This window comes from Azospirillum soli, from assembly GCF_017876165.1.
GTDB lineage: Bacteria > Pseudomonadota > Alphaproteobacteria > Azospirillales > Azospirillaceae > Azospirillum > Azospirillum soli.
Genome location: NZ_JAGINQ010000001.1, coordinates 255,483 through 279,704, shown reverse-complemented (window position 1 = coordinate 279,704; position 24,222 = coordinate 255,483). Strand labels below are relative to the sequence as shown.

Here is a 24,222-nt window from a genome sequence, read left to right as displayed (position 1 = left end):
CAATGACCGCATGCCCGGCATCCGCGGCGTTTCGCCGGTCCTCACTTCGTCGGGGTATCGTTGAACTCCGGGAATTCCGGAGTCGCCGTGGCCGCGTTGTCGCGAATCGCGGCCGCACGCTGCTGCGCGTACAGGCTGCGCGCCGTCGCGTAGAAATCGAGCGAGTTGCGGCGCAGGTCGTCGATCTCCTTCAGCACCTGCGAACGGCGGTCCACCACGGCGGCGCCGGTGCGTGCGTACAGAAGGTTCTTGTGATCGGTGGCGTAGCCCCAGATGCGCAGCGGGTCGCCGATGGTGTCCACGCCGAGGCCGACCGTGTCGCGGACGTTGGACGGACCGACCAGCGGCAGCACGATGTAGGGACCGGAACCGAGGCCCCAGACCGCGAGCGTCTGGCCGAAGTCCTCCGGCTGCTCCGGCAGGCCGGCTTCCGCCGCGACGTCGGCGAGGCCGCCGATGCCCAGGATGCTGTTGGTCATGAAGCGGCCGGTGGCGATCTGCGCGCCCTCGAAATCGCCCTGCAGCAGGTTGTTGGCGATGTAGAGCGGGCTCAACAGGTTCTGGATGAAGTTGTGCACCGCCTGCCGCACCGGGTCTGGGACGACGCCCACGTAAACCTCGGTCGTTGGGCGAATCAAAAGGATGTCGGCCGCCTCGTTGACGGCGAAGACGAAGCGGTTCGGGACCTCCAACGGGTCGCTGATCGTGGCGTCCGCTTCGCTGGTGGCGGGCGTGCTGGCGCAGCCCGTGGCGGCAAGGGCGAACACGGCCACGGCGGCCGAGCGAAGGAAGGAGCGGGTGAAATTGGCCAGCTTCATCGGCGACGGCTCTTTCTGGAGGCTCAACTCTGTTCGGTCTGCCGGTCCCGTCCGCAATGTGAAATCAGGGTCGGGACTGGCGTGTCGGTGCCGGACATCACCCGGTGGAAACCGCGCAACGCCCGCTCTTTCAGTCCACTAGCACAGGCGTCGCCGTTTGACCAGCGTGCCACATGAGGTCACGGGCGGTCCACGCGCAAACGTGGTAGAATCGCTGCGCCGGGATTGTCACCTGCGGACGGCCGCCGCGAATTGTGATGGGCTTTGTGCGCTTTGTGCGAAAACGGGTTTACGCTGCATAAAGATATCTTTATATCTGTATCCAGGGCGGCGGGCCGTGGTGGCTCGCCCGTGCATGGGCGGTGGCGGAACGTTGGTCAGCGGCATGGACGATCTGCTTGCGACGTTGAAGGCGGCGGCGGAAACCACACGGCTCCGGCTGCTGGCCCTGTGTGCGCATGGCGAGCTGACGGTGACCGAGCTGACCCAGATCCTGGGTCAGAGCCAGCCGCGTGTGTCGCGCCATCTCAAGCTGCTGTGCGACGCCGGGCTGCTTGACCGTTTCCGCGAGGGCACCTTCGCCTTCTATCGGCTGGCCGAGGCGGGAGCGTCGGCGGAACTGGCCCGCGTCCTGGTGGACGCCATTCCGGCCGACGACCCGACACTGACCCTGGACTTGGAGCGGCTTGAGGCGATCAAACGCTCCCGCTCCGAGGCCGCCGCGTCCTATTTCCGCGAGAACGCCGCCCGCTGGCACGAGATCCGCTCCCTGCACGTCCCGGAACGAGAGGTGGAGGAGGCGCTGCTGCGCCTGCTGCCCGCGGAGGGGGTGGGGGAACTGCTGGACATCGGCACCGGCACCGGCCGCATGCTGGAGGTGCTGGGGCCGAACGCCCGCCGCGCCGTCGGCGTGGACCAGTCGCGCGAGATGCTGGCCATCGCCCGCACGAAGCTGGAGGACGCGTCCTTGCGTCACTGCCACGTGCGGCAGGCCGACATGTACCAGCTGCCGTTCCCGTCCGGCTCCTTTGATGCGGCGGTGATCCATCAGGTGCTCCACTTCGCCGAGGCTCCGGCCGACCTTCTGATGGAGGCCGCGCGGGTGCTGAAGCCCGGCGGGCTGCTGCTGATCGTGGATTTCGCCCCGCACGGGCTGGAGTCCCTGCGTGCCGAGCACGCCCATCGTCGCCTGGGCTTTGCCGACGAGGAGGTTGCGGCCTGGTGCCGCCAAGCCGGCCTCGACTGCGGCACGGTCGTGCATCTGCCCGGCGAGCCGCTCACCGTTTCCATCTGGCCGGCGGTCCGCACCGCCAAGGGCGCCCCGGCCGCGACCCCTCTCATCCTCTCCACCAGCGGAGCCCAGCCATGACGTCCGGCACCCCGTCGGTCAGCTTCGAGTTCTTCCCGCCCAAGTCGGAGAAGATGGAACAGAGCCTGTGGCAGGCCATTCAGCGCCTTGCCCCGCTGGGCCCGTCCTTCGTATCGGTGACCTACGGTGCCGGCGGCTCGACCCGCGAGCGCACCCACAACACCGTCTGTCGCATCCAGAAGGAGACCGGCATTCCGGCCGCCGCGCATTTCACCTGCGTCGGCGCGACGCGGGAGGAGATCGACGCCATCGCCCGGACCTATTGGGACGCGGGCATCCGCCACCTCGTGGCGTTGCGCGGCGATCCGCCGGAGACCGAAGGCGGGGTGGGTGGCCGCTATGTGCCGCACTCCGGCGGCTACGCCTACGCCGCCGATCTGGTGGAAGGCATGCGCAAGGTCGCCGATTTCGAGATTTCGGTGGCCGCCTATCCGGAAACCCACCCGGAGGCGCCGAGCGCCCAGTTCGACCTGGACAACCTGAAGCGCAAGGTGGATGCGGGGGCGACCCGCGCCATCACGCAGTTCTTCTTCGACAACGACGCCTATTTCCGGTTCCTCGACCGCTGCACGGCGGCGGGCATCAACGTGCCCATCGTGCCCGGCATCCTGCCCATCACCAACTTCGCCCGCGCGGTGGAGTTCGCCGGAAAGTGCGGCGCCTCCATGCCCAAGCGCGTCGCCGAGACGTTCGAGGGGCTGGACGACGATCCGGAGACCCGCCAGCTCGTCGCCGCCACGGTCGCGGCCGACCAGTGCCAGGCGCTCCAGGCCCAGGGCGTCAAGGAATTCCATTTCTACACGCTGAACCGGTCGGAGCTGACCGTCGCCATCTGCCGGATGCTCGGCGTGAAGGCGAAGCAGCCCGTCACCAACTGAACCGTTTGTCGCCGTCCATTTCTTACTTGAGGCGTTTTCTCCATGCCCCACATTCTCGACACCCTGCGTGACCGCGTTCTGCTCTGCGACGGCGGGTTTGGCAGCCGCATCCAGGCGCTCGACCTCGACGTCGAGAAGGATTACTGGGGGCACGAGAACTGCACCGACATCCTGCCGCTGTCGCGCCCCGACATCGTGCGGGAGATCCACCGCGGCTATTTCGAGGCCGGCGCGGACATGGTGGAGACCGACACCTTCGGCGCCTCCCCGGTGACGCTGGGCGAGTTCGGCATTTCGGAAAAGGCCTTCGAGATCAACCAGCGCGCGGTCGAACTGGCGCGCGAGGCGGCGGAGACCTTCAAGGACGGGCAGCCGCGCTTCGTCATCGGCTCCATCGGGCCGGGCACCAAGCTGCCGAGCCTGGGGCACATCGCCTATCAGGAGCTTGAGGACAGCTTCTTCGTCCAGGCCTCCGGCCTGATCGCCGGCGGGGCCGACGCGATTCTGGTGGAAACCTGCCAGGACCCGTTGCAGATCAAGGCCGCCGTCAACGGCATCAAGCGCGCCCGCAAGGAGGCCGGCTCCGACACCCCGGTCTTCGTGCAGGTGACGGTGGAGACCACGGGCACGCTGCTGGTCGGCACCGACATCGCGGCGGCGGCCACGGTGATCCAGGCGCTCGATGTGCCGCTGATGGGGCTGAACTGCGCCACCGGGCCGCTGGAGATGAGCGAGCACGTCAAGTGGCTGACGCAGAACTGGCCGGGCCTTGTGTCGGTGCAGCCGAACGCCGGCCTCCCGGAGCTGGTGGACGGCAAGACCCACTATCCACTGCGCGCCGACGACTTCGCCCACTGGCTGGAGCGCTTCGTGACTGAGGACGGGGTGAACCTCGTCGGCGGTTGCTGCGGCACCAACGTCCCGCACATCGCGGCGGCCAACCAGATGCTGCGCAAGCTGGCCCCGGCGGGCAGCCATCGCCCGGCGCCGAAGGGGCGCACGGTGCATTGGGTGCCGGCGGTGGCTTCGCTCTACTCCCAGGTCACGCTGCGGCAGGAGAACGCCTTCTTCGCCATCGGCGAACGCTGCAACGCCAACGGCTCCAAGAAGTGGCGCGAGCTTCAGGAGCGTCACGACTGGGACGGCTGCGTCGAGATGGCCCGCGAGCAGGTGAAGGAGGGCAGCCATTCGCTGGACGTCTGCACCGCCTTCGTCGGCCGCGACGAGACCGCCGAGATGCAGGCCGTGGTGCGGCGCTTCGTCGGCTCGGTGACGGCGCCGCTGGTCATCGACTCCACGGAGTACGGGGTGCTTGAGAAGGCGCTGGCGCTGTACGGCGGCAAGGCCATCATCAACTCCATCAACTTCGAGGACGGCGAGGAGCCGGCGCGCAAGCGCCTCGCGCTCGCCAAGAAGTTCGGCGCCGCGGTCATCGCCCTGACCATCGACGAGGAGGGCATGGCGAAGACGCCGGACCGCAAGCTCGCCATCGCCAAGCGGCTCTACGATCTGGCGGTGAACGAGTACGGCCTCGCCCCGGCCGACCTGCTGTTCGACCCGCTGACCTTCACCATCGCGACCGGCAACGAGGACGACCGCAAGCTGGCTGTCTGGACTCTGGAGGGCATCGAGGCCATCGCCCGGGAGATGCCCGGCTGCCAGATCATCCTGGGCCTGTCGAACGTCTCCTTCGGCCTGAACGCGGCGGCGCGGCACGTCCTGAACTCGGTCTTCCTCGACCACGCGGTGAAGCGCGGGATGACCGGCGCCATCGTGCACGTCTCCAAGATCATGCCGCTGCACCAGATCCCGGAGAACGAGGCCAAGGTCGCCGAGGATCTGATCTTCGACCGTCGCGCCGAGGGCTACGATCCGCTTCAGGTCTTCCTGTCGCTGTTCGAGGGCCGCAAGGCCGCCGACACCAAGAAGAAGGCCCGCGCCGAGACGGTCGAGGGGCGGCTGAAGGAGCGTATTGTCGACGGCGACCGCACCGGCCTTGAGGACGACCTCGCCGAGGCGATGAAGACCCATTCGCCGCTGGAGATCATCAACACGTTCCTGCTGGACGGCATGAAGGTGGTGGGCGAGCTGTTCGGTGCCGGCAAGATGCAGTTGCCCTTCGTGCTCCAGTCGGCGGAGACTATGAAGGCCGCTGTGGCCTACCTGGAACCGCACATGGAGAAGGTGGAGGGCCAGCAGAAGGGCACGCTGGTTCTGGCCACCGTGAAGGGCGACGTCCACGACATCGGCAAGAACCTCGTGGATATCATCCTGACCAACAACGGCTACAAGGTCGTCAACCTGGGCATCAAGCAGCCGGTATCGGCAATCATCCAGGCCGCCAAGGAGCATAAGGCGGACGCCGTCGGCATGTCCGGCCTGCTGGTGAAATCCACGGTCGTCATGCGGGAAAACCTGGAGGAGATGACCCGCGAGGGGCTGGAGGTGCCAGTTCTGCTGGGCGGTGCCGCGCTGACCCGCGCCTATGTGGAGGAGGACTGCACCAAGTCCTACGGCACCGGCCGCGTGGCCTACGCGGGCGACGCGTTCGACGGGCTGACGCTGATGGATCAGGTGGTGACGGGCAGCTTCGACCAGCACCTTGCCATCCAGCAGGCCAAGCGGGCGGGCAAGGCGGTCAACCGCCGCCGCGTGCTGGGGCAGGCGACCAGCGCCGCCACCGGCCCCGTGGACAAGGAGGCGGTGCGTGCGCGCCGCCACCGTCTGGCCGAGGGCGTTCCGGTGCCGACCCCGCCGTTCTGGGGCGCCAAGGTCATCGAGCATGTGCCGCTGAAGACCCTGGTCACCTATCTGAACGAGCGGATGCTCTACCAGCTCCAGTGGGGCTACCGGAAGGACGGCAAGTCCTTCGAGGAGTTCAAGGAGTGGTCGAAGAAGGAGCTGCGGCCGGTGCTGGACCGCATCCTTCAGATCGCCGCCAAGGAGGAGATCCTGCGGCCGCAGGCGGTCTACGGCTACTGGAAGGCGGCGGCGGACGGAAACGACGTGATCCTGTTCGGTGAGGACGGGACCACCGAGGCCGCCCGCTTCACCCTGCCGCGCCAGGGCAAGGAGGACGGGGAGTGCATCGCCGACTTCCTGCGGGACGTGAACGACCCGGAGCGGGACGTGATCGGCCTGCAGATCGTCACCATGGGCCAGCATTGCGCGGACGTGGCGCGGGACTGGTTCGCGGAGAACCGGTACCAGGACTATCTCTACCTGCACGGCCTGTCGGTCGAGATGACCGAGGCGATGGCGGAATACGTCCACGCCCGCATCCGCGCCGAGCTGGGCTATGGAGCCGAGGACAGCCGGGACAAGGAGAAGCTGTTGCAGCAGGCCTATCGCGGCAGCCGCTACAGCTTCGGCTATCCGGCCTGCCCGAACCTTGCCGACCAGGAGCAGCTTTTGAAACTGCTGGACGCCGGCCGGATCGGGGTGGAGATGTCCGACGAGTTCCAGCTCCACCCGGAGCAGAGCACCTCGGCCATCGTGCTGCACCATCCCAAGGCCAAGTACTTCTCGGTCTGACGGCCTAGGACGGTTCCCAAGGGCTGGCCGGTTCGCGTATCGTAACGGACATGAGCCAGCCAGCCCCCCTCGACCTGCACCGGGAGACGGTCCGACCGGACTGGATCGACTACAACGGCCACATGAATGTGGCCTACTATCTGCTGGCCTTCGACCACGCCACGGACGCGGTGCTCGACCACTTCGGAATTGGCAAGGACTATGCCGAAACCGAGGGGCGGTCGATGTTCGTGGTGGAGGCGCATCTGACCTACGCGCGGGAGGTCACGGAGGGAGACGGGCTGCGGTTCTCTTCGCGGATCCTCGGGGCGGATGCGAAGCGGCTGCACCTGTTCCATGAGATGATCCACGCCGAGGACGGATTCCTGGCTGCGACGGCGGAATTCATGCTGGTCCATGTAGACCTGTCCGAACGCCGGGCCATGCCGTTCCCGACCGCGACGGCCGAGGCGTTGGGCCGCGTGGCGGCAGAACATGCGAAACTGCCGGTTCCGCCGCAGGTGGGGCGTTGCATCGGCCGCAAAACCTCGAAGTCGAACGCCTAAAGGGTTTGGCAATCGGCGAGCGCCACCCTATGTCTTGGCGCATGAAGACGACAATTTTCGCCGCCTTCGCGGTTATTGCCACCCTCCTTGCGTCGGCCGAAGCGCTGGCCGACTGCACCGACCCCCCTCAGGCCAAGGTCAACTGGCGCCGCTGCTATTTCGACGGGCGGGACCTGACCGGCGTCGCCCTGTCCGAAGCCATGCTGCGCGACGCCACCTTCCAGCGCGCCACCCTCAAGGACGCCGACCTCAAGGGGGCCGACGCCTACCGCGCCAAGTTCGTCAGCACCGCCATGCCCGGCGTGAAGCTGGACGGGGCCCGCCTGATCGAGGCCGACCTGACCCGCGCCGACCTGACCGGAGCGTCGCTGAGGGACGCCGACCTGCGCAACGCCAAGCTGGTGAACGCCACGCTGGTCAAGGCCGACTTCACCGGCGCGAAACTGGTGGGCGCCGACCTCCGCCAAGCCGACCTGTCGGGGGCGACCTGGATCGATGGAAAACACGTCTGCGCCGAGAAATCGGTCGGGCAATGTAATTGAAGGGTGTACTGATAATAAGGATGCTTGCCCCTTTCTTTATTGCCGCGCTAACGTTCGTGCGCCGATCATTGAAGGGGCATTTGCCGTGGCGAGCACCGACGATTTCGAAAAGGCCAGCGGCATCGCGGCCCAGGCCATGGAACGGATGCTCGCCGACCGGCTGCCGCCCAACCCGGAAAATTTCACACTGTGGTACGCCTATTTCGGCGGCCAGCTTCCCGACCTGACCCGCGCCATCGACATCGCGCAGCGCGACGGCGCCACACTGTCGCAGAGCCACTGCGACGAGCTGTTCAAACGCTTCTTCACACTGGACGCCGAGGCGCTGGCGATCCGCGAAACGTCGGAAAAGGCGCGGGTGGCGCTCGGCCGCATCCTCGACCAGTTGGGGACCGTGGGGTCGGAGACCGACCGCTATGGCCACACGCTCGCCGGTTTCCGGGGAGAGCTGGAGGAGCCGATGAGCGTGGAGGAGCTGCGCGCCATGGTCGCCGCCATCGCCGCCGAGACGACGGCCATCGTGGACCGGCAGACGCGGCTGCAAACCCAGCTCCTCGATTCCAGCCAGCAGCTGGCGGAAATGCGCGTCAGCCTCGACACTGCCCGGCGTGAGGCGATGACGGACGGGCTGACCGGGATCGCCAACCGCAAGGCCTTCGATCAGGCGCTCGAAGCCGCCGCCAAGGAGTCTGAGCGGGAGAAACTGCCGCTCACCCTGCTGATGGTGGACATCGATCACTTCAAGCGGTTCAACGACACGCACGGGCATCTCGTCGGTGACCATGTGCTGAAGCTGGTCGCCAAGGTGCTGACCGAGTGCATCAAGGGCCGAGACACCGCCGCGCGCTATGGCGGCGAGGAGTTCTCCATCATCCTGCCGCGTACCGAACTGGCCAACGCCCTGAAGGTGGCGGAGCAGGTCCGCGCTTCGGTCGGGTCGCGGCAGATCGTCAACCGGGCGCGCAATGCGGCCTACGGGTCGGTCACCCTGTCCATCGGCGTCGCCGAGTACCGGCCGGGCGAACCGCTCGCCGCTCTCATCCGCCGCGCCGATCAGGCCCTCTACACCGCCAAGCGCGGCGGCCGGAACCGCGTCTACGCCGAAGAGGGGTAAGGGCGGCTCAAGGACGCCGCTATTGTGCATCCCCCCATTGTGCACCGTTGTGCAGATTGTGCAGGGGAGCGAATCTGCACAATGGGATTTTTTGGGGTTTTGTTGTTTGATTTCAGGGGGATGGCGGGGTTTGTTCGTGGGCGTATGTTGTGCAGGGGGTGCACAACGGTGCGGGTGCGAATGATCGTCGGAGTGTTGCCCCCATCCTTCCCACGGCTTTGCCGTGGGCCCCTTCCTTCCCCCGCTGCGCAAGGGAAGGATCGGCGGCAACGGGCGGTCTAGCCGGCTCTCGTCGTCGGGTGGCAGGGTCCAGGAGGGAGCGAGCAGGGCGTTGTGCCGGCGGAGTTTGGCGCGGGCCTCGCGGACCAGCGATACGTATTCCCAGTAGGTGCGGTAGCGGAAATCGGTGTGCTCCTGCCAGGCGCCCCAGATGGTGGTGCGGTGCAGGCCGACCTTGGCTCCCGCTTCGGTCGGCGAGTAGCCGGCGGCGATCAGGCGGGCGACGCGGGTCCAGACTTTGTCGGGGTAGGGCGAGCGCGGGACGAGGCGGCCTTCCTCGCATTGCGGAAGGGGTGGGCCGTCCAGTGCGTCGGGGCCGGTGGTCGGGGCGCGGCCGTCCTGGGCGTAGCGCACCACGCAGCTGTCCCGGCAGCGCGGGTCGGAGCGGTTCCAGGCCGCGACCAGGGTTGGGTGGGAAAAGCCGAGCGCGGCCAAGCCCTGCGCGCGGTCGCGGGGGATGCAGCTCTTGCCTCGGCGGAAACCCAACGCGACGGTGATGGGCGGTCTTCCTTGGTTTTGTAGGTCTTAAATCCTATATCGGTATGTCTCTGTGGTCAACTTCTTCTCTCACAGGGAAAGAGGGACACACGAAGACTCGAAGACGTTATCCCTTCAAGCCGGCAATCACCGCCTCGGTCTCCTCGGCGAGGCGAGCGACGAGATCGGCGGCGGTTTGACGGCGGGCCATGCGCAGACCTTGGCCAGCCCAGAGCGACAGGAACTCGGCGCGGCCCTGCTGGGCGGCGGCGGTGCGCATCGGGCGGGTCAGCGTGTTCTGGAGCGGGAAGGGCAGGGCCGCGTCATCCGGCACCTCGGCCAGGAAGCGGTTGACGATGCCTCGCGCCGAACGGCCGGAGAAGGCGCGGGTCAGGCGCGTTTCATGTTCACCGGCGGACAGGATGGCCTGCTTGTGGACGTCGGGGGCGCCGGCCTCGTCGCAGGTCAGGAAGGCGGTGCCCATCTGCACGCCGACAGCACCAAGGGCCAGAGCGGCAGCGATGCCCCGGCCGTCCATGATGCCGCCGGACGCGATGACCGGCAGACGGACGGCGTCCACGGTCTGCGGCACCAGCGCCATGGTGCCGATCAGGCTGGAGGCGACCTCGCCCGCGAAGGTCCCCCGATGGCCGCCGGCCTCGCTGCCTTGCGCGACGACGGCGTTGAAGCCGGCGCGTTCGATGGCGATGGCCTCTTCGACGGTGGTCGCGGTGCCGATCAGCAGCATGCCGCGTTGCTTTATGGCCGCGAGGACATCGGCCGGCGGGATGCCGAAGGTGAAGCTGAAGGCCGCCGCTCCGCTGTCGAGCGCGGCGGCGACTTGAGCCGGGAAGACATCGGGGGCGAGGGCGGGAGCGGTGGGGGCGGGTAGGCCCAGTTCGGTGTGGTATGGGGCAACGCGGTTTACCGCCGGGGTCGGGTCGGCGGGCGGCGTCGGCGCCGGAAGCGGGGCGAAGAGGTTGATGCCGAAGGGCCGGGACGTGCGGGCACGGATCGCCTGCGCGCGTTCGGCAATCTGGGCCGGGGTGAGGTAGGCGGCGCCGATAAAGCCGATGCCGCCAGCCTCGCCGACCGCCGCCACGAGATCGGCCGTGTCTCCGCCGCCCGCCATGGGCGCCTGGATGATGGGGTGGGTGAGGCCCAGCCGCTGGGTCAGGGTGGTTTGGACCGGCATGCTCCGCCCTCCGGTGAGTGGTGTTGGGGAGCAGGCTAGGACGGCTGAGCTATCTTGAAAAATAATTTGTTGTGATGGAGGCGTTCGCTTTCAGTGAATGGCTACGCCGCCCGCAGCCACACCGCCGTGTCGTGGAAGGCGGCACCGCCGGCCGGGGGGACGGGTTCGGGGGAGGTCAGGGTGTTGATGCCCAGGCCCTCGACGAAGGCGGTGTTCGGCCAGATGCCCTCGACGATCACCACGCCGGGCTGCACGCCGGGGAAAGGCTTGGCATGGACGACGACGCTGCCCTGGCGGTTGCCGACGCGGACGGGGGTGCCGTCGGTCAGGGACAAGGCCGCCGCATCGTCGGGGTGGATCAGGGCGGTCGGGCGCCCCTCGCGGCGCTGGGACGTGACGGTTTCCGTGAAGCTGGAGTTCAGGAACTGGCGCGCCGGGGCGGTGACGAGGCGGAAGGGGTGCTCGGCGTCGGTCCGCCCGGCCGGGAGCATGTGGTCGGGGAGGCTGGGCAGGATGTCCGTGCCGTAGGGGCCGAGTTCGGACCAATCCGGCGCGAAGCGGAAGCGTCCATCGGGATGGGCGAAGCCGGTCAGGAAATGCGAGGTCTCGAAATCCGGCTGGGCGTCTATCCAGCGCTGTTCGGTGAGAGTCGCGGCGTCGCCGAGGTCGGATGCCTTCAGCATGGCGTCGATGATCTCCAGCGCCGTCATGCCGAAGCCGGGATGCTCGGCGCCGACGCGGCGGGCGAGTTCGGAGATGACCCAGTGGTTGTCGCGGGCCTGATGCTGCGGCTCGATCACCTTGCGGCCGATCAGGATGTGCATCTGGCCGCCGCCCCGGTAGATGTCGTCGTGCTCCAGGAAGGTGGTCGCGGGGATGACGAGGTCGGCGAGGCGGGCCGTGTCGGTCATGAACTGCTCGTGCACCGCGACGAACAGATCCTCGCGCAGGAAACCCTGGCGCACGCGGGCGGAGTCCGGGCAGATGGCCGCCGGGTTGGTGTTCTGGATCAGCATCGCCGTGACGGGGGGACCGGATTTGATGTCCTCGCCGGTCAGGACGGCGCCGATACGCGCCTGGTCGAAGCCGCGGACGGAGGTGTCAAGCCGGTCGAGGCCTTCGGACAGCGTCTTGTCGATCTTGTAGATGCCCGACGAGCAGTAAAGCGCGCCGCCGCCGCGATGCACCCAGGAGCCGGTGACCACGGGCAGGCAGGAGACCGCGTGCATCTGCGCGGCGCCGTTGTGCGCGCGGGTCAGCCCGTAGCCGAGGCGCAGATAGCTGCGCGGCGTGCCGCCGTAGAGGCGGGCGAAGGAGACGATCTCCTCCACGGAAAGGCCGGTGATGGCCGAGGCCCATTCGGGCGTGCGGGTGGCGAGGTGCGCTTCCAACCGCTCCACGTCGGCGGCGTAGCGGGCGAGGTAGGCACGGTCGGCGAAACCCTCCTTGAACAGGACGTGCATCACCGCGCAGGCCAGCGCGCCGTCCGTGCCGGGCCGCAGCATGAGGTGGAGGTCCGACACCTCCGCCGTGCCGGTGCGGTAGGGATCGATGGTGACCAGCTTCGCCCCGCGCGCCTTGCGGGCGCGGCTGACGTGGGTCATCACGTTGACCTGGGTGGCGACTGGGTTGCCGCCCCAGTTCACGATCAGGTCGCTGTCCGCCATCTCGCGCGGGTCGGCGCCGCGGATGTCGCCGTAGCCGGCCAGCCAGCCCATGTTGGCCGGCGTGTCGCAGACCGTGCTGATCTGTCGCGAGTAGCGCTTGGCGTGGCGCAGGCGCTGGATCGAGCCGCGCTGCACGAGGCCCATGGTGCCGGCGTAGAAATAGGGCCAGACGGCTTCGGGGCCGTATTGCCGTTCGGCGGTCAGGAAGGCGTCGGCGATGCGGTCCAGCGCCTCGTCCCAGCCGATTTCCGTCCACTGGCCGGAGCCCTTGGGGCCGGTGCGGAGAAGCGGCGCCTTGATGCGGTCGGGGGAGTGCACGCGCTCGGCGTAGCGGCTGACCTTCGCGCAGATGACGCCGGCCGTGTAGCTGTTGTCGGCGGCCCCCCGGACCTTCCCGATGCAGTCGGGGGCGAGCCGTTCGACCTCCAGGGCGCAGGTGCTGGGGCAGTCGTGCGGGCAGGCGGTCGGCAGATAGGCGGAGGTCACGGCGGGGCGCCTTTGGCAAGGGATATGCGGTGGAAAGCTTAGGACGGCGCTTTGTCGCCTTCAACCATCGCCGGTTTGCGGGATAGAACTCAGCGCGCGTGCTGGTCGAGGAATTGGCGGCAGTGATCGAAGTCCTGCGTGACGATGTCCGGCAACTCCACGCCCTTGCGTTCGGCGAGGCTGCGGGCGTAGGCGACCATGCGGTCGGTCGGCGCCTTGCGCCGCGCCGAGATTGAGGGCGCGGGGGCCGGCGTTTCCGGGGAGGTGGCCGCGACCGGAGCGGCGGTGGCTTTGGGCTTGCGCGTGCGGCGCGTTTTGACGGGGGGCGTGCCGTCGGTGGGAATCGTTGCCTTGGCGGTCTTGGCAATTTTGGCGGGTGCGCGGGTGCGGGGGGCGCCGGTGGTGCGGCGGCGGCCGAAGCCGCCACGGCCGGCGCGGACCGGTCCCTTAACGCCAAGATCGACGGCGGGCCCTCGGTTGCCAAGAAGGGCGCCGATCAGGCGGGCGGCCTCATCGGAAATGCCGTCGATGACCGCGCGGAAGTCGGCGCGGCCGGTCACCACCTCGTCCAGGCGCATTTCCCAGACGGCGGTGGTGCCGGGATCGACCAGGGTGGGGGCGGCGGCGCGCAGCGTCTCGAACAGTTGCAGGCCGGCGGGGGTGGGGACCAGCCACTTGCCGTCGGCGCCCAGTAGGTTCTGCTTTTTCAGGCCTTTGATGACCTCGGCGCGGGTGGCGGGAGTGCCGATGCCCTTGGCTTCCTTGAGGCGGTCGCGCAGAGCCGGATCCTCGACGAAGCGCCAGGCGTTCTGCATGGCGTCCACCAGCGTGCCTTCGTTGTAGCGCGGCGGTGCCTGGGTGCGCTTGGCTTCCACCTTGGGGTCGGAGAGGGTGGCGGGTTCGCCGTTGGCGAGGGGCGGGAGGGTCTGTTCGGCCTCGTCCTCCGGCTTGGAATCGATTTCGGCGGAGGCGAAGGCGGCCTTCCAGCCGAGCTTCAGCGGGATGCGGCCGACCGCGCGGAACGGCACCGGCCTGCCGTCCACGGGAACGTCCATCAGGACGGTGGTCTGGCGATACTCGTAATCCGGCATCACGGCGGCGAGATAGGAGCGGCAGATCAGCGCATAAAGCCGCTTCTCATCGTCGGTCAGGCGATTGAGGCGCGACTCCAGGTCGTCCAGCACGTTGACGTTCGGGACGATGGCGTGGTGCGACACGCCTTCCAGCGCGCGGTCGCAGAAATGCCCGGACTTGCCCTTGCGGATCACCGGTTTGGAGATGTCGAGATGCGCGAAGCCGCGCAGGCGTGTCAGCGCGCCGACGATGGCCGGCACGTCGGCGATCTGGTTCTCCGACAGGTAGCGCGCCTCGGCGCGGGGGTAGGTGATGAGCTTCTTGCCCTCGCCGTCGTAGAGTTCTTGGGCGACGGAAAGGGTGCGATCGGCGGTCCAGCCCCAACGCTGGCCGCAGGTCTTCTGGAGGGAGGGGAGGTCGTAGAGTTTGGGCGGGGCCTGCCGCTTCTCCTCGACCTCGACCGAAAGGGGGCCGCTGTGGCCGGATGCCGCCTTGGCGATGGCCTCGGCGCGGGCACGGTCCTTGATGCGGTCTTTCGGCGGCGGGGCGTGGCGCATCTGGAAGGAACCGGCGGCGACGGTGGCGGTCGCCACGACCTCGAAATAGTCCTCCGGCTTGAAGTTGCGGATTTCCAGCTCGCGCAGGCAGACGATGGCGAGGGTGGGCGTCTTCACCCGGCCGATGCCGATGACGCCGCGCGCGCCGGGGGCGAGCAGCGTCTTGGTCGCCGTGCGGGTCAGGGAGAGGTTGAAGATCTGGTCGGCCTGCTGGCGCGCGACGGCGGCCTCGTACAGCGGGCGCAGTTCGGCGTTGGGCTTCAGCCGGGCGAAGGCGTCGCGGATCGTCTTGGGGTCCTGCGCGGTGAACAGCGCACGCTGCACCCGGCCACGGTACTTGTAATGTTCAAGAATTTCCTGGCCGATCAGTTGCCCCTCGCGGTCGCAGTCGGTGGCGAGGATGACCTGATCGCAGGCCTTCAGGGCGGCGGCGATGGCGCTGAGCTTGGCCGCCTTGTTGCCGCCGCTGTCGGGGCGGGTGGGGTAGAGGCCGTCCGGCTTCAGCAGGGTGGGCGCCCAGCGCTTCCAGGCCGGATCGACCTCCTCCGGCTCGGCGAGGCGGAGCAGATGCCCCTCGGCCGGCAGGATGCGGCCGAAGCGCTCCCCGAGCGCGGCGCGGAGATCCTTTGCCTGGCTGGATTTCTCGGTGATGATGAGCGTGGCCATGGCCGGAGATTACGCCGAAAATGAAAACGTATCAAGAACGCGCAATCCTTCTTTTGATGATGCTCGTCGCCGCGCCGGCCTGGGCGCAGAAGCCGCAGCTGCCGGGGGTTGGGGCGGATGATCGGCGGGTGACGGTGGACGCGGGGAAGGATCCGTGGCGCAGCCTCGTGCGGGTGCAGACGAATCTGGCCGGGCGCTGCACCGGGGTGCTGGTGACGCCGACGCGGGTCGTCACCGCCGCGCATTGCCTGTTCAACGGGCGGACGCAGCGCTACCTGCCGGCCTCGTCGCTGCACGTCCTGTTCGGATACGCGAAGGGCGAGTACCGGCAGCACGTGACGGTGGCCTCCTTCACGACCGACCCCGCGCACGATCCGGCGCAGCCGGCGGGACGGGCCATGGCGACGGACTGGGCGGTGCTGACGCTGAACAAGCCGGCCCCGGCCGACGTGCCACCGCTGCCGCTGTCCGAGTCCCATCCGCCGCCGGGCATGGCGTTGCGGCTGGGCGGCTACAGCCAGGATAAGGCGCAGATCCTCATGGCCGATACCGATTGCCGGGCGCTGGGCGTCGGGCAGGCGCCGGGCGGGCCGGTGCTGGTGCACGACTGCGCGGGCACGCGCGGAACGAGCGGCGCAGCGTTGCTGGCGGAACGTGGCGGCATTTGGAGCGTTGTCGGAATCGCCGTGGCGGTCGCGGCGGACAGCGGAGCGAATCGCCGCAATTTCGCGGTGCCTTCCGCCGTTTTCGCCCCCGTCATACGGGAAAACGCCGGCGCGGGGCAGCCTTGAGCGGCAGCACCGCATTTTTTGCTAGGTCGGCGCTTCTGAATCGCATAGACGTACGCGCGTCGAAGTCCCGTCACCGGAGCCGTATCCATGTCTATCCAGCGCTTCCATTCCGGACCGCGCATGAGCCAGATGGTCATCCACAACGACACGGTCTATCTGGCCGGTCAGGTGGCCGATGATCCGACTCCGGACGTGGAGACGCAGACCCGCCAGATCCTGGGGCAGATCGATGCCCTGCTGGCCGAGGCTGGCACCGACAAGAGCAAGCTGCTGTCCGCCACGATCTACCTGACGGACATCGCGACGTTCGGCGCCATGAACAAGGCGTGGGAAGCGTGGGTCGATACGGCCAACACGCCGGCCCGCGCCACGGTCGAGGCTGCCCTCGCCGCGCCGGAGTATCTCGTTGAAATTCAGGTTATCGCGGCTAAATAAGGCCGCGTGAACGGGGCGACCCGGCTACCTCGGTTGGGGTTTGCCGGCGTGGCCCACAAGCTGTGAGGGCCTCGCGCTTCGAAAATTCCGGAAGGGTTATCCCTTTCGGTTTACGGAATGTTAATCACGCCTTAACAGATCGCCCGTAAAAACCCCGACCAACCACCCAGCCGCCGGAGCGGACGACCGTCGTTGCGCTTCGATAGCCGCGTTACAGTAATGGACCCGCAACATGCCGCGCCAAACGCCTCTCTCTGACATCCGTAATATCGGCATTATCGCGCACGTCGATGCCGGCAAGACGACGACGACCGAGCGCATCCTGTACTACACCGGCCGCAAGCACACGATCGTCGACGTGCACGCGACCAAGGACCTGAAGTCGTCGACCACGACCGACTACATGGAGCAGGAGCAGAAGCGCGGCATCACCATTCAGTCCGCCGCCGTCTCCGTGTTCTGGCGCGGCAAGAAGATCAACGTCATCGACACCCCGGGCCACGTGGACTTCACCATTGAGGTGAACCGCTCGCTCCGCGTGCTCGACGGCGCCGTGGTGGTGTTCGACGGCGTGGCCGGCGTCGAGCCGCAGTCCGAGACCAACTGGCGTCTGGCCGACAACTACAACGTTCCGCGCCTCTGCTACGTCAACAAGATGGACCGTTCGGGCGCGAACTTCCGCCGTTGCGTGGACATGATCCGCAACCGCCTGGGCGCCCGTCCGCTGTGCGTGCAGGTCCCGCTGGGCTCGGAAGACAACTTCCGCGGCATGGTCGACCTCGTCGAGATGAAGGCCTACGTCTGGTTCTCCGACGACAAGGACGCCAAGTGGGAAGTCTGGGAGATCAACGAGGACGAGCTGATCTCCAAGCTGAACCTGACGGTTCACGAGGACATCGAGAACATCAAGAGCATCCGCGGCCTGCGCACCGAGCTGATCGACACCTGCCTTGAGCATGACGAGGCGGCGATGGAAGCCTACCTGGATTCGGGCGAGGAGCCGTCGGCCGACACCCTGCGCGCCTGCCTGCGCAAGGGCACCATCGGTGGCGCCTTCAACCCGGTCCTGTGCGGTTCGTCCTACAAGAACAAGGGCGTGCCCCAGGTTCTGGACGCCGTCGTCGACTACCTGCCGGCGCCGACCGACGTCGAGGCCATCAAGACCGTGGACGAGGACGGCAACCCGAACGGCGAGCGCATCAGCTCGGACGACGCGCCGTTCTCCGCGCTGGCCTTCAAGGTGATCAACGACACCTACGGCTCGATGACCTTCATCCGCGTCTATTCGGGCGTGCTGACGAAGGGCATGTCGGTCCTGAACTCGACCCGCGGCAAGCGCGAGAAGATCGGCCGTATGGTCGAGATGTTCGCGAAGGAAGCCAACCCGATCGAAGAGGCGCGCGCCGGCGACATTCTCGCGCTGGTCTCGCTGACCGAGACCGACACCGGTGACACCCTGTGCGACGCCTCCTCGCCGGTGATCCTGGAGCGCATGCGCTTCCCCGAGCCCGTCATCAGCGTCTCGGTCGAGCCGAAGACCAAGGGCGAGCAGGAGAAGTTCTCCAACGCGCTGGGCAAGCTGGTCCGCGCCGATCCGTCGCTCCGCCTGGAGACCGACCGTGAAACCGGCCAGACCATCCTGCGCGGCATGGGTGAGCTGCACCTGGAAGTGACGCTGGACCGCATGCGCACCGAGTTCGGCGTGGAAGGCAACATGGGCAAGCCCCAGGTCGCCTACCGCGAGGCGATCACCAAGCCGGTCGAGTACACCTACACCCACAAGAAGCAGACCGGCGGTTCGGGCCAGTTCGCCGAAGTCAAGATCGTGTTCGAGCCGCTTGAGCGCGGCACGGGCTTCGAGTTCGTGGACGAGACGGTCGGCGGCACGGTTCCGCGCGAATACGTCCCGTCGGTCAAGAAGGGTCTGGAGATGCAGAAGGAGGACGGCGTGCTCGCCGGCTATCCGACTGTGGACTTCCGCGCCCGCCTGGTGGACGGCAAGTACCACGACGTCGACTCGAACGCCCTGACGTTCGAAATCGCCGCCAAGGCCTGCTTCCGCGAGGCTATGCCGAAGGGCGCTCCGATCCTGCTGGAGCCGGTGATGAAGGTCGAGGTCGTGACGCCGGAGGATTACCTGGGCGACGTGATCGGCGACGTGAACCGCCGCCGCGGCACGGTGCTGGGCCAGCTGGAGCGTGGCGCCAACATCGCCGTCGAGGCGAACGTCCCGCTGAACGAAATGTTCGGCTACATCGGTCAGCTGCGTGGCATGACCTCGGGTCGTGCGTCCTACACGATGGAGTTCAGCCACTACGAGCCGGTGCCGCGCAACGTCACCGAGGAAATCGTGGCCGGCCGCAACAGCAAGGCCGCCTAACTCCCATACCGAACGGCGTTTGATGGTTCCCATCGAACGCCATCGGTTGGGCCCTGACAGCGCATTGCACAGCTCTCGCCCTTTGCTTTCAGCAAAGGGCTGCCGCTAGCGCTTTCATTCTGAAAGCGCGATATGCAATGTACGAAGGGGGGCGCCCTGCTGGGCTTGGACCTAAGGAATACGGCCGGCGGAGCGATCCGCCGGCCGTTTTTCATGTGTACGAACGTTCGGGGGATTCCCTTAGGGACGCTTCGGCCTGATGGGGCATGTCCGAATTGAGGGTGTTGCGCGTGGGTAACGCAACCCATCTTTCGGTTATGATCCGCAGAATCTCCTTGGCTGTGGCCTTTGTGGCCCTCTCGTTCCTCGGTGCCCCTGCGCTGGCGGGGCAGGAGGACGCTCGCCTCGATCCGCTGTTCCGCGACCTTCAGGGCACCGCCGACCATGTCGCGGCGGAGGCCGTGGAGGATCAGATCTGGGAGATTTGGCTGGAGCATCCCGGCCAGGATCTGCTGGTTCTGATGCGCGACGGCGTGCAGAAGCTGAACGATGACGAGTACGAAGCGGCGCTGGCCGACTTCAACCAAGTCATCGCCAAGGATCCGAACTACGCCGAAGGCTGGAACAAGCGCGCCAATGCCCATTACCTGATGGGCAACTATGCGGCGGCGGTCCAGGACATCCGGCGCGTGCTGCTGCTGGAGCCCCGGCATTTCGCGGCGCTGGCTGGATTGGGGTTGGTCTATCTGGCGGTGGACGAGCCGACGGGGGCGCTGAGAGCCTTCAACGCGGCGTTGGCGATCAACCCGCATCTGGACGGCGTGCGCGAGCAGGCGATGAAGATCCGCCAGCAGATGGCCGGGGCGGCGTTGTAGGTATCGCATCCCTCTCCCGTCTCGGGAGAGGGTGGCCGCGCAGCGGCCGGGTGAGGGTCGTACGAGGATAGCACGCTGATTCTTGGCGGTACCCTCACCCTTCCGTCGCAAGGCGACGGGTCCCTCCCTCTCCCGGGGCGGGAGAGGGGAGTTGACCGCTACTCCGCCTCGACCCAAGCAATGCGCAGGATGTTGGTGTTGCCGGGGGTGCCGAAGGGGACGCCGGCGGTGATGACGAGGCGCTGGCCTTCCACGGCGATGCCGTCCTCGTGCGCGGCGCGGGCGGCTTTCTGGACCATTTCGTTGAAATCATTCACGTCGGCGGAATGCACGCTGTGCACGCCGTAGGCGAGTTGCAGGCGGCGCGCCGTTTCGATGTTGGAGGTCAGGCAGAGAATCGGCACCTCCGGCCGCTCGCGGGCGGCGCGCAGCGTGGTGGAGCCGCTGGTGGTGTAGGTGACGATGGCCGCCGCCTGGATGGTGTGGGCGACCTGACGCGCGGCGGCGGTGATGGCGTCGGCGGAGGTCTGCTGCGGGTCGGGATGCTGCGCGTCCATGATCGTGCGGTAGAGCGGGTCATGCTCCACCCGCCGCGCGATGCGGTCCATGATCGACACCGCCTCGACGGGGTAGGAACCGGCCGCAGTTTCCGCCGACAGCATCACCGCGTCGGCGCCGTCATACACGGCGGTGGCGACGTCGGAGGCTTCGGCGCGGGTCGGGGCGGGGGCGCCCACCATCGATTCGAGCATCTGCGTGGCGACGATCACCGGCTTGCCGGCGCGGCGCGATTCGCGGACGATGCGCTTCTGGATGGTCGGCACATCCTCCGCCGGCAGTTCGACGCCGAGGTCGCCGCGCGCCACCATCACGCCGTCCGACAGTTCGATGATCTCGTCGAGGTGCGAGACGGCCTGCGGCTTTTCCAGCTTGGACAGCAGGGCGGCGCGGCCGGCGATCAGCTTGCGCGCCTCGGCCACGTCCTCGGGGCGCTGCACGAAGGAAAGGGCGACCCAGTCCACCCCTTGGTCCAGCGCAAAGACCAGATCTTCGCGGTCCTTCCGGGTCAGGGGGGAAAGCGGCAGCACGACGCCGGGCACGTTGACGCCCTTGCGGTCGGACAGGCGGGTGCCGGAGACGACGACGGTGTCGGCATGGTCCGGGCTGCAATCCACGACGCGCAGGCGCACCTTGCCGTCGTCGAGCAGCAGGTCGGTCTCGGGCTTCAGCGCCGCGAAGATCTCCGGATGGGGCATGCCGACGCGGCTGGAGTCGCCGGGGGTGGTTGAGAGGTCCAGGCGGAAGCGCTGTCCAACCTTCAATTCGATAGGGCCTTTGGCGAAGGTGCCGACGCGCAGCTTGGGGCCTTGGAGGTCGGCCATGACCGCGATGGGGTGGTCCAGCTCGGCCTCCAGCGCACGGATGGTGGCCAGGCGCTGGGCGTGGTCCTCGTGCGTGCCGTGGCTGAAATTCAGGCGGAAGACGTCCACCCCGGCGTCGAACAGGGCGCGGATCATCTCCGGCGAGGAGGAGGCCGGCCCCAGCGTGGCCACGATCTTGGTGAGGCGGAAGCGGCGCACCGGGTTGCCTGGACGATTCATCGGACCTGCCTTCAAGCTTCTGGTTGTTGGGGCGTCAAGCGAACAATCCACGCGCGGCGTTGTTGCCCGGCCCGGCTCCTTTGCGGCTATCACAGAGTGCCTCCCCCGGCTTGTCAATCGCCCGGAGAGGGATTAATGAGGACGGGCGATCGGGAAGGGCGGGTTTGGCCGTTGTTCGGCCTTGACAAGCTTTCGGCTTTTTCTATAGTCGCACCCTCTCGCGCCCCGACCGGGGGCGGGAGGTACTTTTGCGTTCGGAATTCAGGTCACCTGAACTCAGGACACATCGGTGTGTAGGTGGCCCATAAGGGCTGCCGTTGAGATATCGAGGAGAGCAGCGTGGCGCGTATCGCTGGCGTCAACATCCCCGCGCAGAAGCGCGTGGAGATCGCGTTGACCTACATTCATGGCATCGGCCCGTTCAAGGCCAAGCAAATCTGCACGAAGCTGGCCATCCCGGCCGAGCGTCGCGTGAACCAGCTGACGGACGACGAGATCCTCAAGATCCGTGAGACGATCGACGCCGACTATCAGGTCGAAGGCGACCTGCGTCGCTCGGTCGCGATGAACATCAAGCGTTTGATGGACATGGCCTGCTACCGCGGCCTGCGTCACCGCAAGGGCCTGCCGGTCCGCGGCCAGCGCACCCACACGAACGCCCGTACCCGCAAGGGTCCGGCCAAGCCGATCGCCGGCAAGAAGAAGTAAAGAGGACCTCCGTCAATGGCTAAGCCCTCCGCCGCTTCGCAGCGTCTTCGCCGTCGTGAGCGCAAGAACATCACCGCCGGCGTCGCGCATGTGAACGCCTCCTTCAACAACACGATGATCACCATCACCGACGCGCAGGGCAACACCATTGCCTGGTCGTCGTCGGGCACCATGGGCTTCAAGGGTTCGCGCAAGTCGACCCCGTACGCCGCCCAGGTCGCTGCCGAGGACGCGGGCCGCAAGGCTCAGGAACACGGCATGAAGACCCTTGAGGTTGAGGTGAAGGGTCCGGGTTCGGGCCGTGAGTCGGCGTTGCGCGCTCTGCAGTCGATCGGCTTCACCATCACCTCGATCCGCGACGTGACGCCGATCCCGCACAACGGCGTTCGCCCGCCGAAGAAGCGTCGCGTCTGATCGCTTAGACGACTCCGCACCCGCGGGGGTCAGCCGTTCCGGGACAGGCGCCGCAGCCATCGCGGCGTCTTCGGATGGGAACGGCCGGCCGCCGCGGGTTTGCGTTCAACCCGATGGCAAGAGGTAGACCCGTGGCTCTCCAGAGAAACTGGCAGGAACTGATTAAGCCGAACAAGCTGGACATCCAGCCCGGTGACGACGCCGATCGCGTTGCGACGGTCGTTGCCGAGCCGCTGGAGCGCGGCTTCGGCCTGACGCTGGGCAACGCGCTGCGCCGCGTGCTGCTGTCGTCGCTGCAGGGTGCGGCGGTGACGTCGATCCACATCGACGGCGTTCTGCACGAGTTCTCGTCGATCCCCGGCGTCCGCGAGGACGTGACCGACATCGTCCTGAACATCAAGTCGATGGGCCTGCGTATGGGCGGTGAAGGCCCGAAGCGCATGCGCCTGCGGGCCGAAGGCCCCGGCGAGGTGAAGGCCGGCATGATCGAGACCGGCGCGGACATCCAGGTGATGGATCCGGATCTGGTCATCTGCACGCTGGACGCCGGCGCGCGCCTGAACATGGAACTGACGGTCGAGACCGGCAAGGGCTACGTCCCGGCCAGCCAGAACCGCCCCGAGGACGCGCCGATCGGCCTGATCCCGGTGGACGCCCTGTTCTCGCCGGTGCGCAAGTGCTCCTACAAGGTCGACAACGCCCGCGTCGGGCAGGTCACCGACTATGACCGCCTGTCGATGGTCGTGGAGACCAACGGTTCGGTGAAGCCGGACGATGCGGTGGCTCTGGCCGCCCGCATCCTCCAGGACCAGCTGCAGCTGTTCATCAACTTCGAGGAGCCGACGCACCACGTCGCCGAGGAGAAGCACGAGGAGGTTCCGTTCAACAAGAACCTGCTCCGCAAGGTGGACGAGCTGGAACTGTCGGTCCGTTCGGCCAACTGCCTCAAGAACGACAACATCGTCTACATCGGCGATCTGGTGCAGAAGACCGAGGCGGAGATGCTCCGCACCCCGAACTTCGGCCGCAAGTCGCTGAACGAGATCAAGGAAGTGCTGGCTCAGATGGGCCTGCACCTGGGTATGGAAATTCCGAACTGGCCGCCCGAGAACATCGAAGAGCTGGCCAAGCGTCTGGAAGAGCCGTACTAAGTCTCGTGTGTTTACCCGCCGGGGCCGCAAGGTCCCGGCGTTTTCCAGGGCCGGATCGGCCCACCCCGCGCCGTACCAGCGTTTCCGACTGGGCGGCGGGGTTCACCATCGGCTCCCCGAGGGGGGTCATGCCATGAAGGAGGACCGTCATGCGTCACGGCGTTTCCGGACGTAAGTTCAGCAAGACCAGCAGCCACCGCAAGGCGATGTTCGCCAACATGGCGAACGCGCTGATCAAGCACGAGCAGATCAAGACCACTCTGCCGAAGGCCAAGGATCTGCGCCCGATCGCGGAAAAGCTGATCACGCTGGGCAAGAAGGGTGGCCTCGCCAACCGTCGTCTGGCCTTCGCGCAGCTGCGCGACAACGACATGGTCTCCAAGCTCTTCACCGTGCTGGCCGACCGTTATAAGGACCGCCAGGGTGGCTACACCCGCGTCCTGAAGGCCGGCTTCCGCTACGGCGACGCCGCCGCCATGGCCGTGATCGAGCTGGTTGACCGCGACGTCGACGCCAAGGGCCAGGATTCGGGCCCGGTGGAGATCGCCGACGAAGAGACCGAGGGCTGAATTTAGCCCCATCGGTGTCGTTGCCATCACGGCTTCGGCAACCGATATAGGTGCCTGACCGGCCCTCCCTCCGGGTTCATCCCCGGAGGGAGGGTTT

At 67.2% G+C, this 24,222-nt stretch carries 19 protein-coding genes; 14 read left to right on the top strand and 5 right to left on the bottom strand.

All coding sequences use genetic code 11. From position 1 onward, the window contains the following. Positions 1–41: 41 nt before the first annotated feature. Positions 42–818 carry an MlaA family lipoprotein gene (locus J2852_RS01375; RefSeq protein WP_209869766.1) on the bottom strand — a complete coding sequence of 259 codons (777 nt, stop codon included), beginning with the start codon at positions 816–818 and terminating at the stop codon, positions 42–44. A 385-nt stretch (positions 819–1,203) separates the two neighbouring features. On the opposite strand from J2852_RS01375, the gene J2852_RS01370 reads away from it, so the two are divergent. The 6 genes from J2852_RS01370 to J2852_RS01345 all read left to right on the top strand — a co-directional run bounded on the left by J2852_RS01370 (position 1,204) and on the right by J2852_RS01345 (position 8,800). Next, positions 1,204–2,187 (top strand): ArsR/SmtB family transcription factor, encoded by a 984-nt coding sequence (locus J2852_RS01370; RefSeq protein ID WP_209869763.1) that lies wholly within the window; start codon positions 1,204–1,206, stop codon positions 2,185–2,187. Beyond that, positions 2,184–3,065, top strand: a complete 882-nt coding sequence (metF, locus tag J2852_RS01365) for a methylenetetrahydrofolate reductase (RefSeq protein ID WP_209869760.1) — start codon at positions 2,184–2,186, stop codon at positions 3,063–3,065. The genes J2852_RS01370 and metF overlap by 4 nt, the downstream gene beginning before the upstream one ends. Positions 3,066–3,107: 42 nt before the next feature. Continuing rightward, complete coding sequence (gene metH, locus J2852_RS01360; RefSeq protein WP_209869756.1) at positions 3,108–6,599, top strand: methionine synthase; 3,492 nt, start codon at positions 3,108–3,110, stop codon at positions 6,597–6,599. Between the two features lie 50 nt (positions 6,600–6,649). Beyond that, positions 6,650–7,144: a thioesterase family protein gene (locus J2852_RS01355; RefSeq protein WP_209869753.1), complete on the top strand. Its 495-nt coding sequence runs from the start codon at positions 6,650–6,652 to the stop codon at positions 7,142–7,144. A 41-nt stretch (positions 7,145–7,185) separates the two neighbouring features. Further along, positions 7,186–7,686, top strand: a complete 501-nt coding sequence (locus J2852_RS01350) for a pentapeptide repeat-containing protein (protein ID WP_209869750.1) — start codon at positions 7,186–7,188, stop codon at positions 7,684–7,686. Between the two features lie 85 nt (positions 7,687–7,771). Next, positions 7,772–8,800 (top strand): GGDEF domain-containing protein, encoded by a 1,029-nt coding sequence (locus J2852_RS01345; protein ID WP_209869747.1) that lies wholly within the window; start codon positions 7,772–7,774, stop codon positions 8,798–8,800. Between the two features lie 883 nt (positions 8,801–9,683). On the opposite strand, the gene J2852_RS01340 is transcribed toward J2852_RS01345, so the two are convergent. From J2852_RS01340 to J2852_RS01330, 3 genes are all read right to left on the bottom strand, one after another. Then, positions 9,684–10,751: an NAD(P)H-dependent flavin oxidoreductase gene (locus J2852_RS01340; protein WP_209869745.1), complete on the bottom strand. Its 1,068-nt coding sequence runs from the start codon at positions 10,749–10,751 to the stop codon at positions 9,684–9,686. A gap of 101 nt (positions 10,752–10,852) precedes the next feature. Beyond that, complete coding sequence (locus J2852_RS01335; protein WP_209869743.1) at positions 10,853–12,904, bottom strand: molybdopterin-containing oxidoreductase family protein; 2,052 nt, start codon at positions 12,902–12,904, stop codon at positions 10,853–10,855. A gap of 89 nt (positions 12,905–12,993) precedes the next feature. Next, on the bottom strand, positions 12,994–15,201 hold the full coding sequence (locus tag J2852_RS01330; protein ID WP_209869740.1) for a DNA topoisomerase: 2,208 nt from the start codon (positions 15,199–15,201) through the stop codon (positions 12,994–12,996). Positions 15,202–15,221: 20 nt separating this feature from the next. Between J2852_RS01330 and J2852_RS01325 the strand changes: the two genes are divergently transcribed. The 4 genes from J2852_RS01325 to J2852_RS01310 all read left to right on the top strand — a co-directional run bounded on the left by J2852_RS01325 (position 15,222) and on the right by J2852_RS01310 (position 19,682). Further along, positions 15,222–15,992, top strand: a complete 771-nt coding sequence (locus J2852_RS01325) for a trypsin-like serine peptidase (RefSeq protein ID WP_209869738.1) — start codon at positions 15,222–15,224, stop codon at positions 15,990–15,992. An 87-nt stretch (positions 15,993–16,079) separates the two neighbouring features. Next, positions 16,080–16,427 carry a RidA family protein gene (locus J2852_RS01320; RefSeq protein WP_209869735.1) on the top strand — a complete coding sequence of 116 codons (348 nt, stop codon included), beginning with the start codon at positions 16,080–16,082 and terminating at the stop codon, positions 16,425–16,427. 232 nt (positions 16,428–16,659) lie between these two features. After that, the gene (fusA, locus tag J2852_RS01315) at positions 16,660–18,807 is read left to right on the top strand and encodes an elongation factor G (RefSeq protein WP_209869732.1); all 2,148 of its coding nucleotides are present in this window, start codon (positions 16,660–16,662) and stop codon (positions 18,805–18,807) included. Positions 18,808–19,148: 341 nt separating this feature from the next. After that, positions 19,149–19,682: a tetratricopeptide repeat protein gene (locus J2852_RS01310; protein WP_343206670.1), complete on the top strand. Its 534-nt coding sequence runs from the start codon at positions 19,149–19,151 to the stop codon at positions 19,680–19,682. A gap of 158 nt (positions 19,683–19,840) precedes the next feature. On the opposite strand, the gene pyk is transcribed toward J2852_RS01310, so the two are convergent. Continuing rightward, positions 19,841–21,283, bottom strand: coding sequence for a pyruvate kinase (pyk, locus tag J2852_RS01305; RefSeq protein ID WP_209869727.1), 1,443 nt, complete (start codon positions 21,281–21,283; stop codon positions 19,841–19,843). Positions 21,284–21,622: 339 nt separating this feature from the next. On the opposite strand from pyk, the gene rpsM reads away from it, so the two are divergent. The 4 genes from rpsM (at position 21,623) to rplQ (ending at position 24,125) form a co-directional block, all read left to right on the top strand. Continuing rightward, positions 21,623–21,991 (top strand): 30S ribosomal protein S13, encoded by a 369-nt coding sequence (gene rpsM, locus J2852_RS01300; protein ID WP_209869724.1) that lies wholly within the window; start codon positions 21,623–21,625, stop codon positions 21,989–21,991. A 15-nt stretch (positions 21,992–22,006) separates the two neighbouring features. Then, a complete protein-coding gene (gene rpsK / locus J2852_RS01295) occupies positions 22,007–22,405 on the top strand; it encodes a 30S ribosomal protein S11 (protein WP_209869721.1) in 399 nt (132 codons plus the stop codon). Positions 22,406–22,536: 131 nt separating this feature from the next. After that, complete coding sequence (locus J2852_RS01290) at positions 22,537–23,556, top strand: DNA-directed RNA polymerase subunit alpha (RefSeq protein WP_343206653.1); 1,020 nt, start codon at positions 22,537–22,539, stop codon at positions 23,554–23,556. A 149-nt stretch (positions 23,557–23,705) separates the two neighbouring features. After that, complete coding sequence (gene rplQ, locus J2852_RS01285) at positions 23,706–24,125, top strand: 50S ribosomal protein L17 (RefSeq protein ID WP_209869715.1); 420 nt, start codon at positions 23,706–23,708, stop codon at positions 24,123–24,125. Positions 24,126–24,222 lie beyond the last annotated feature (97 nt).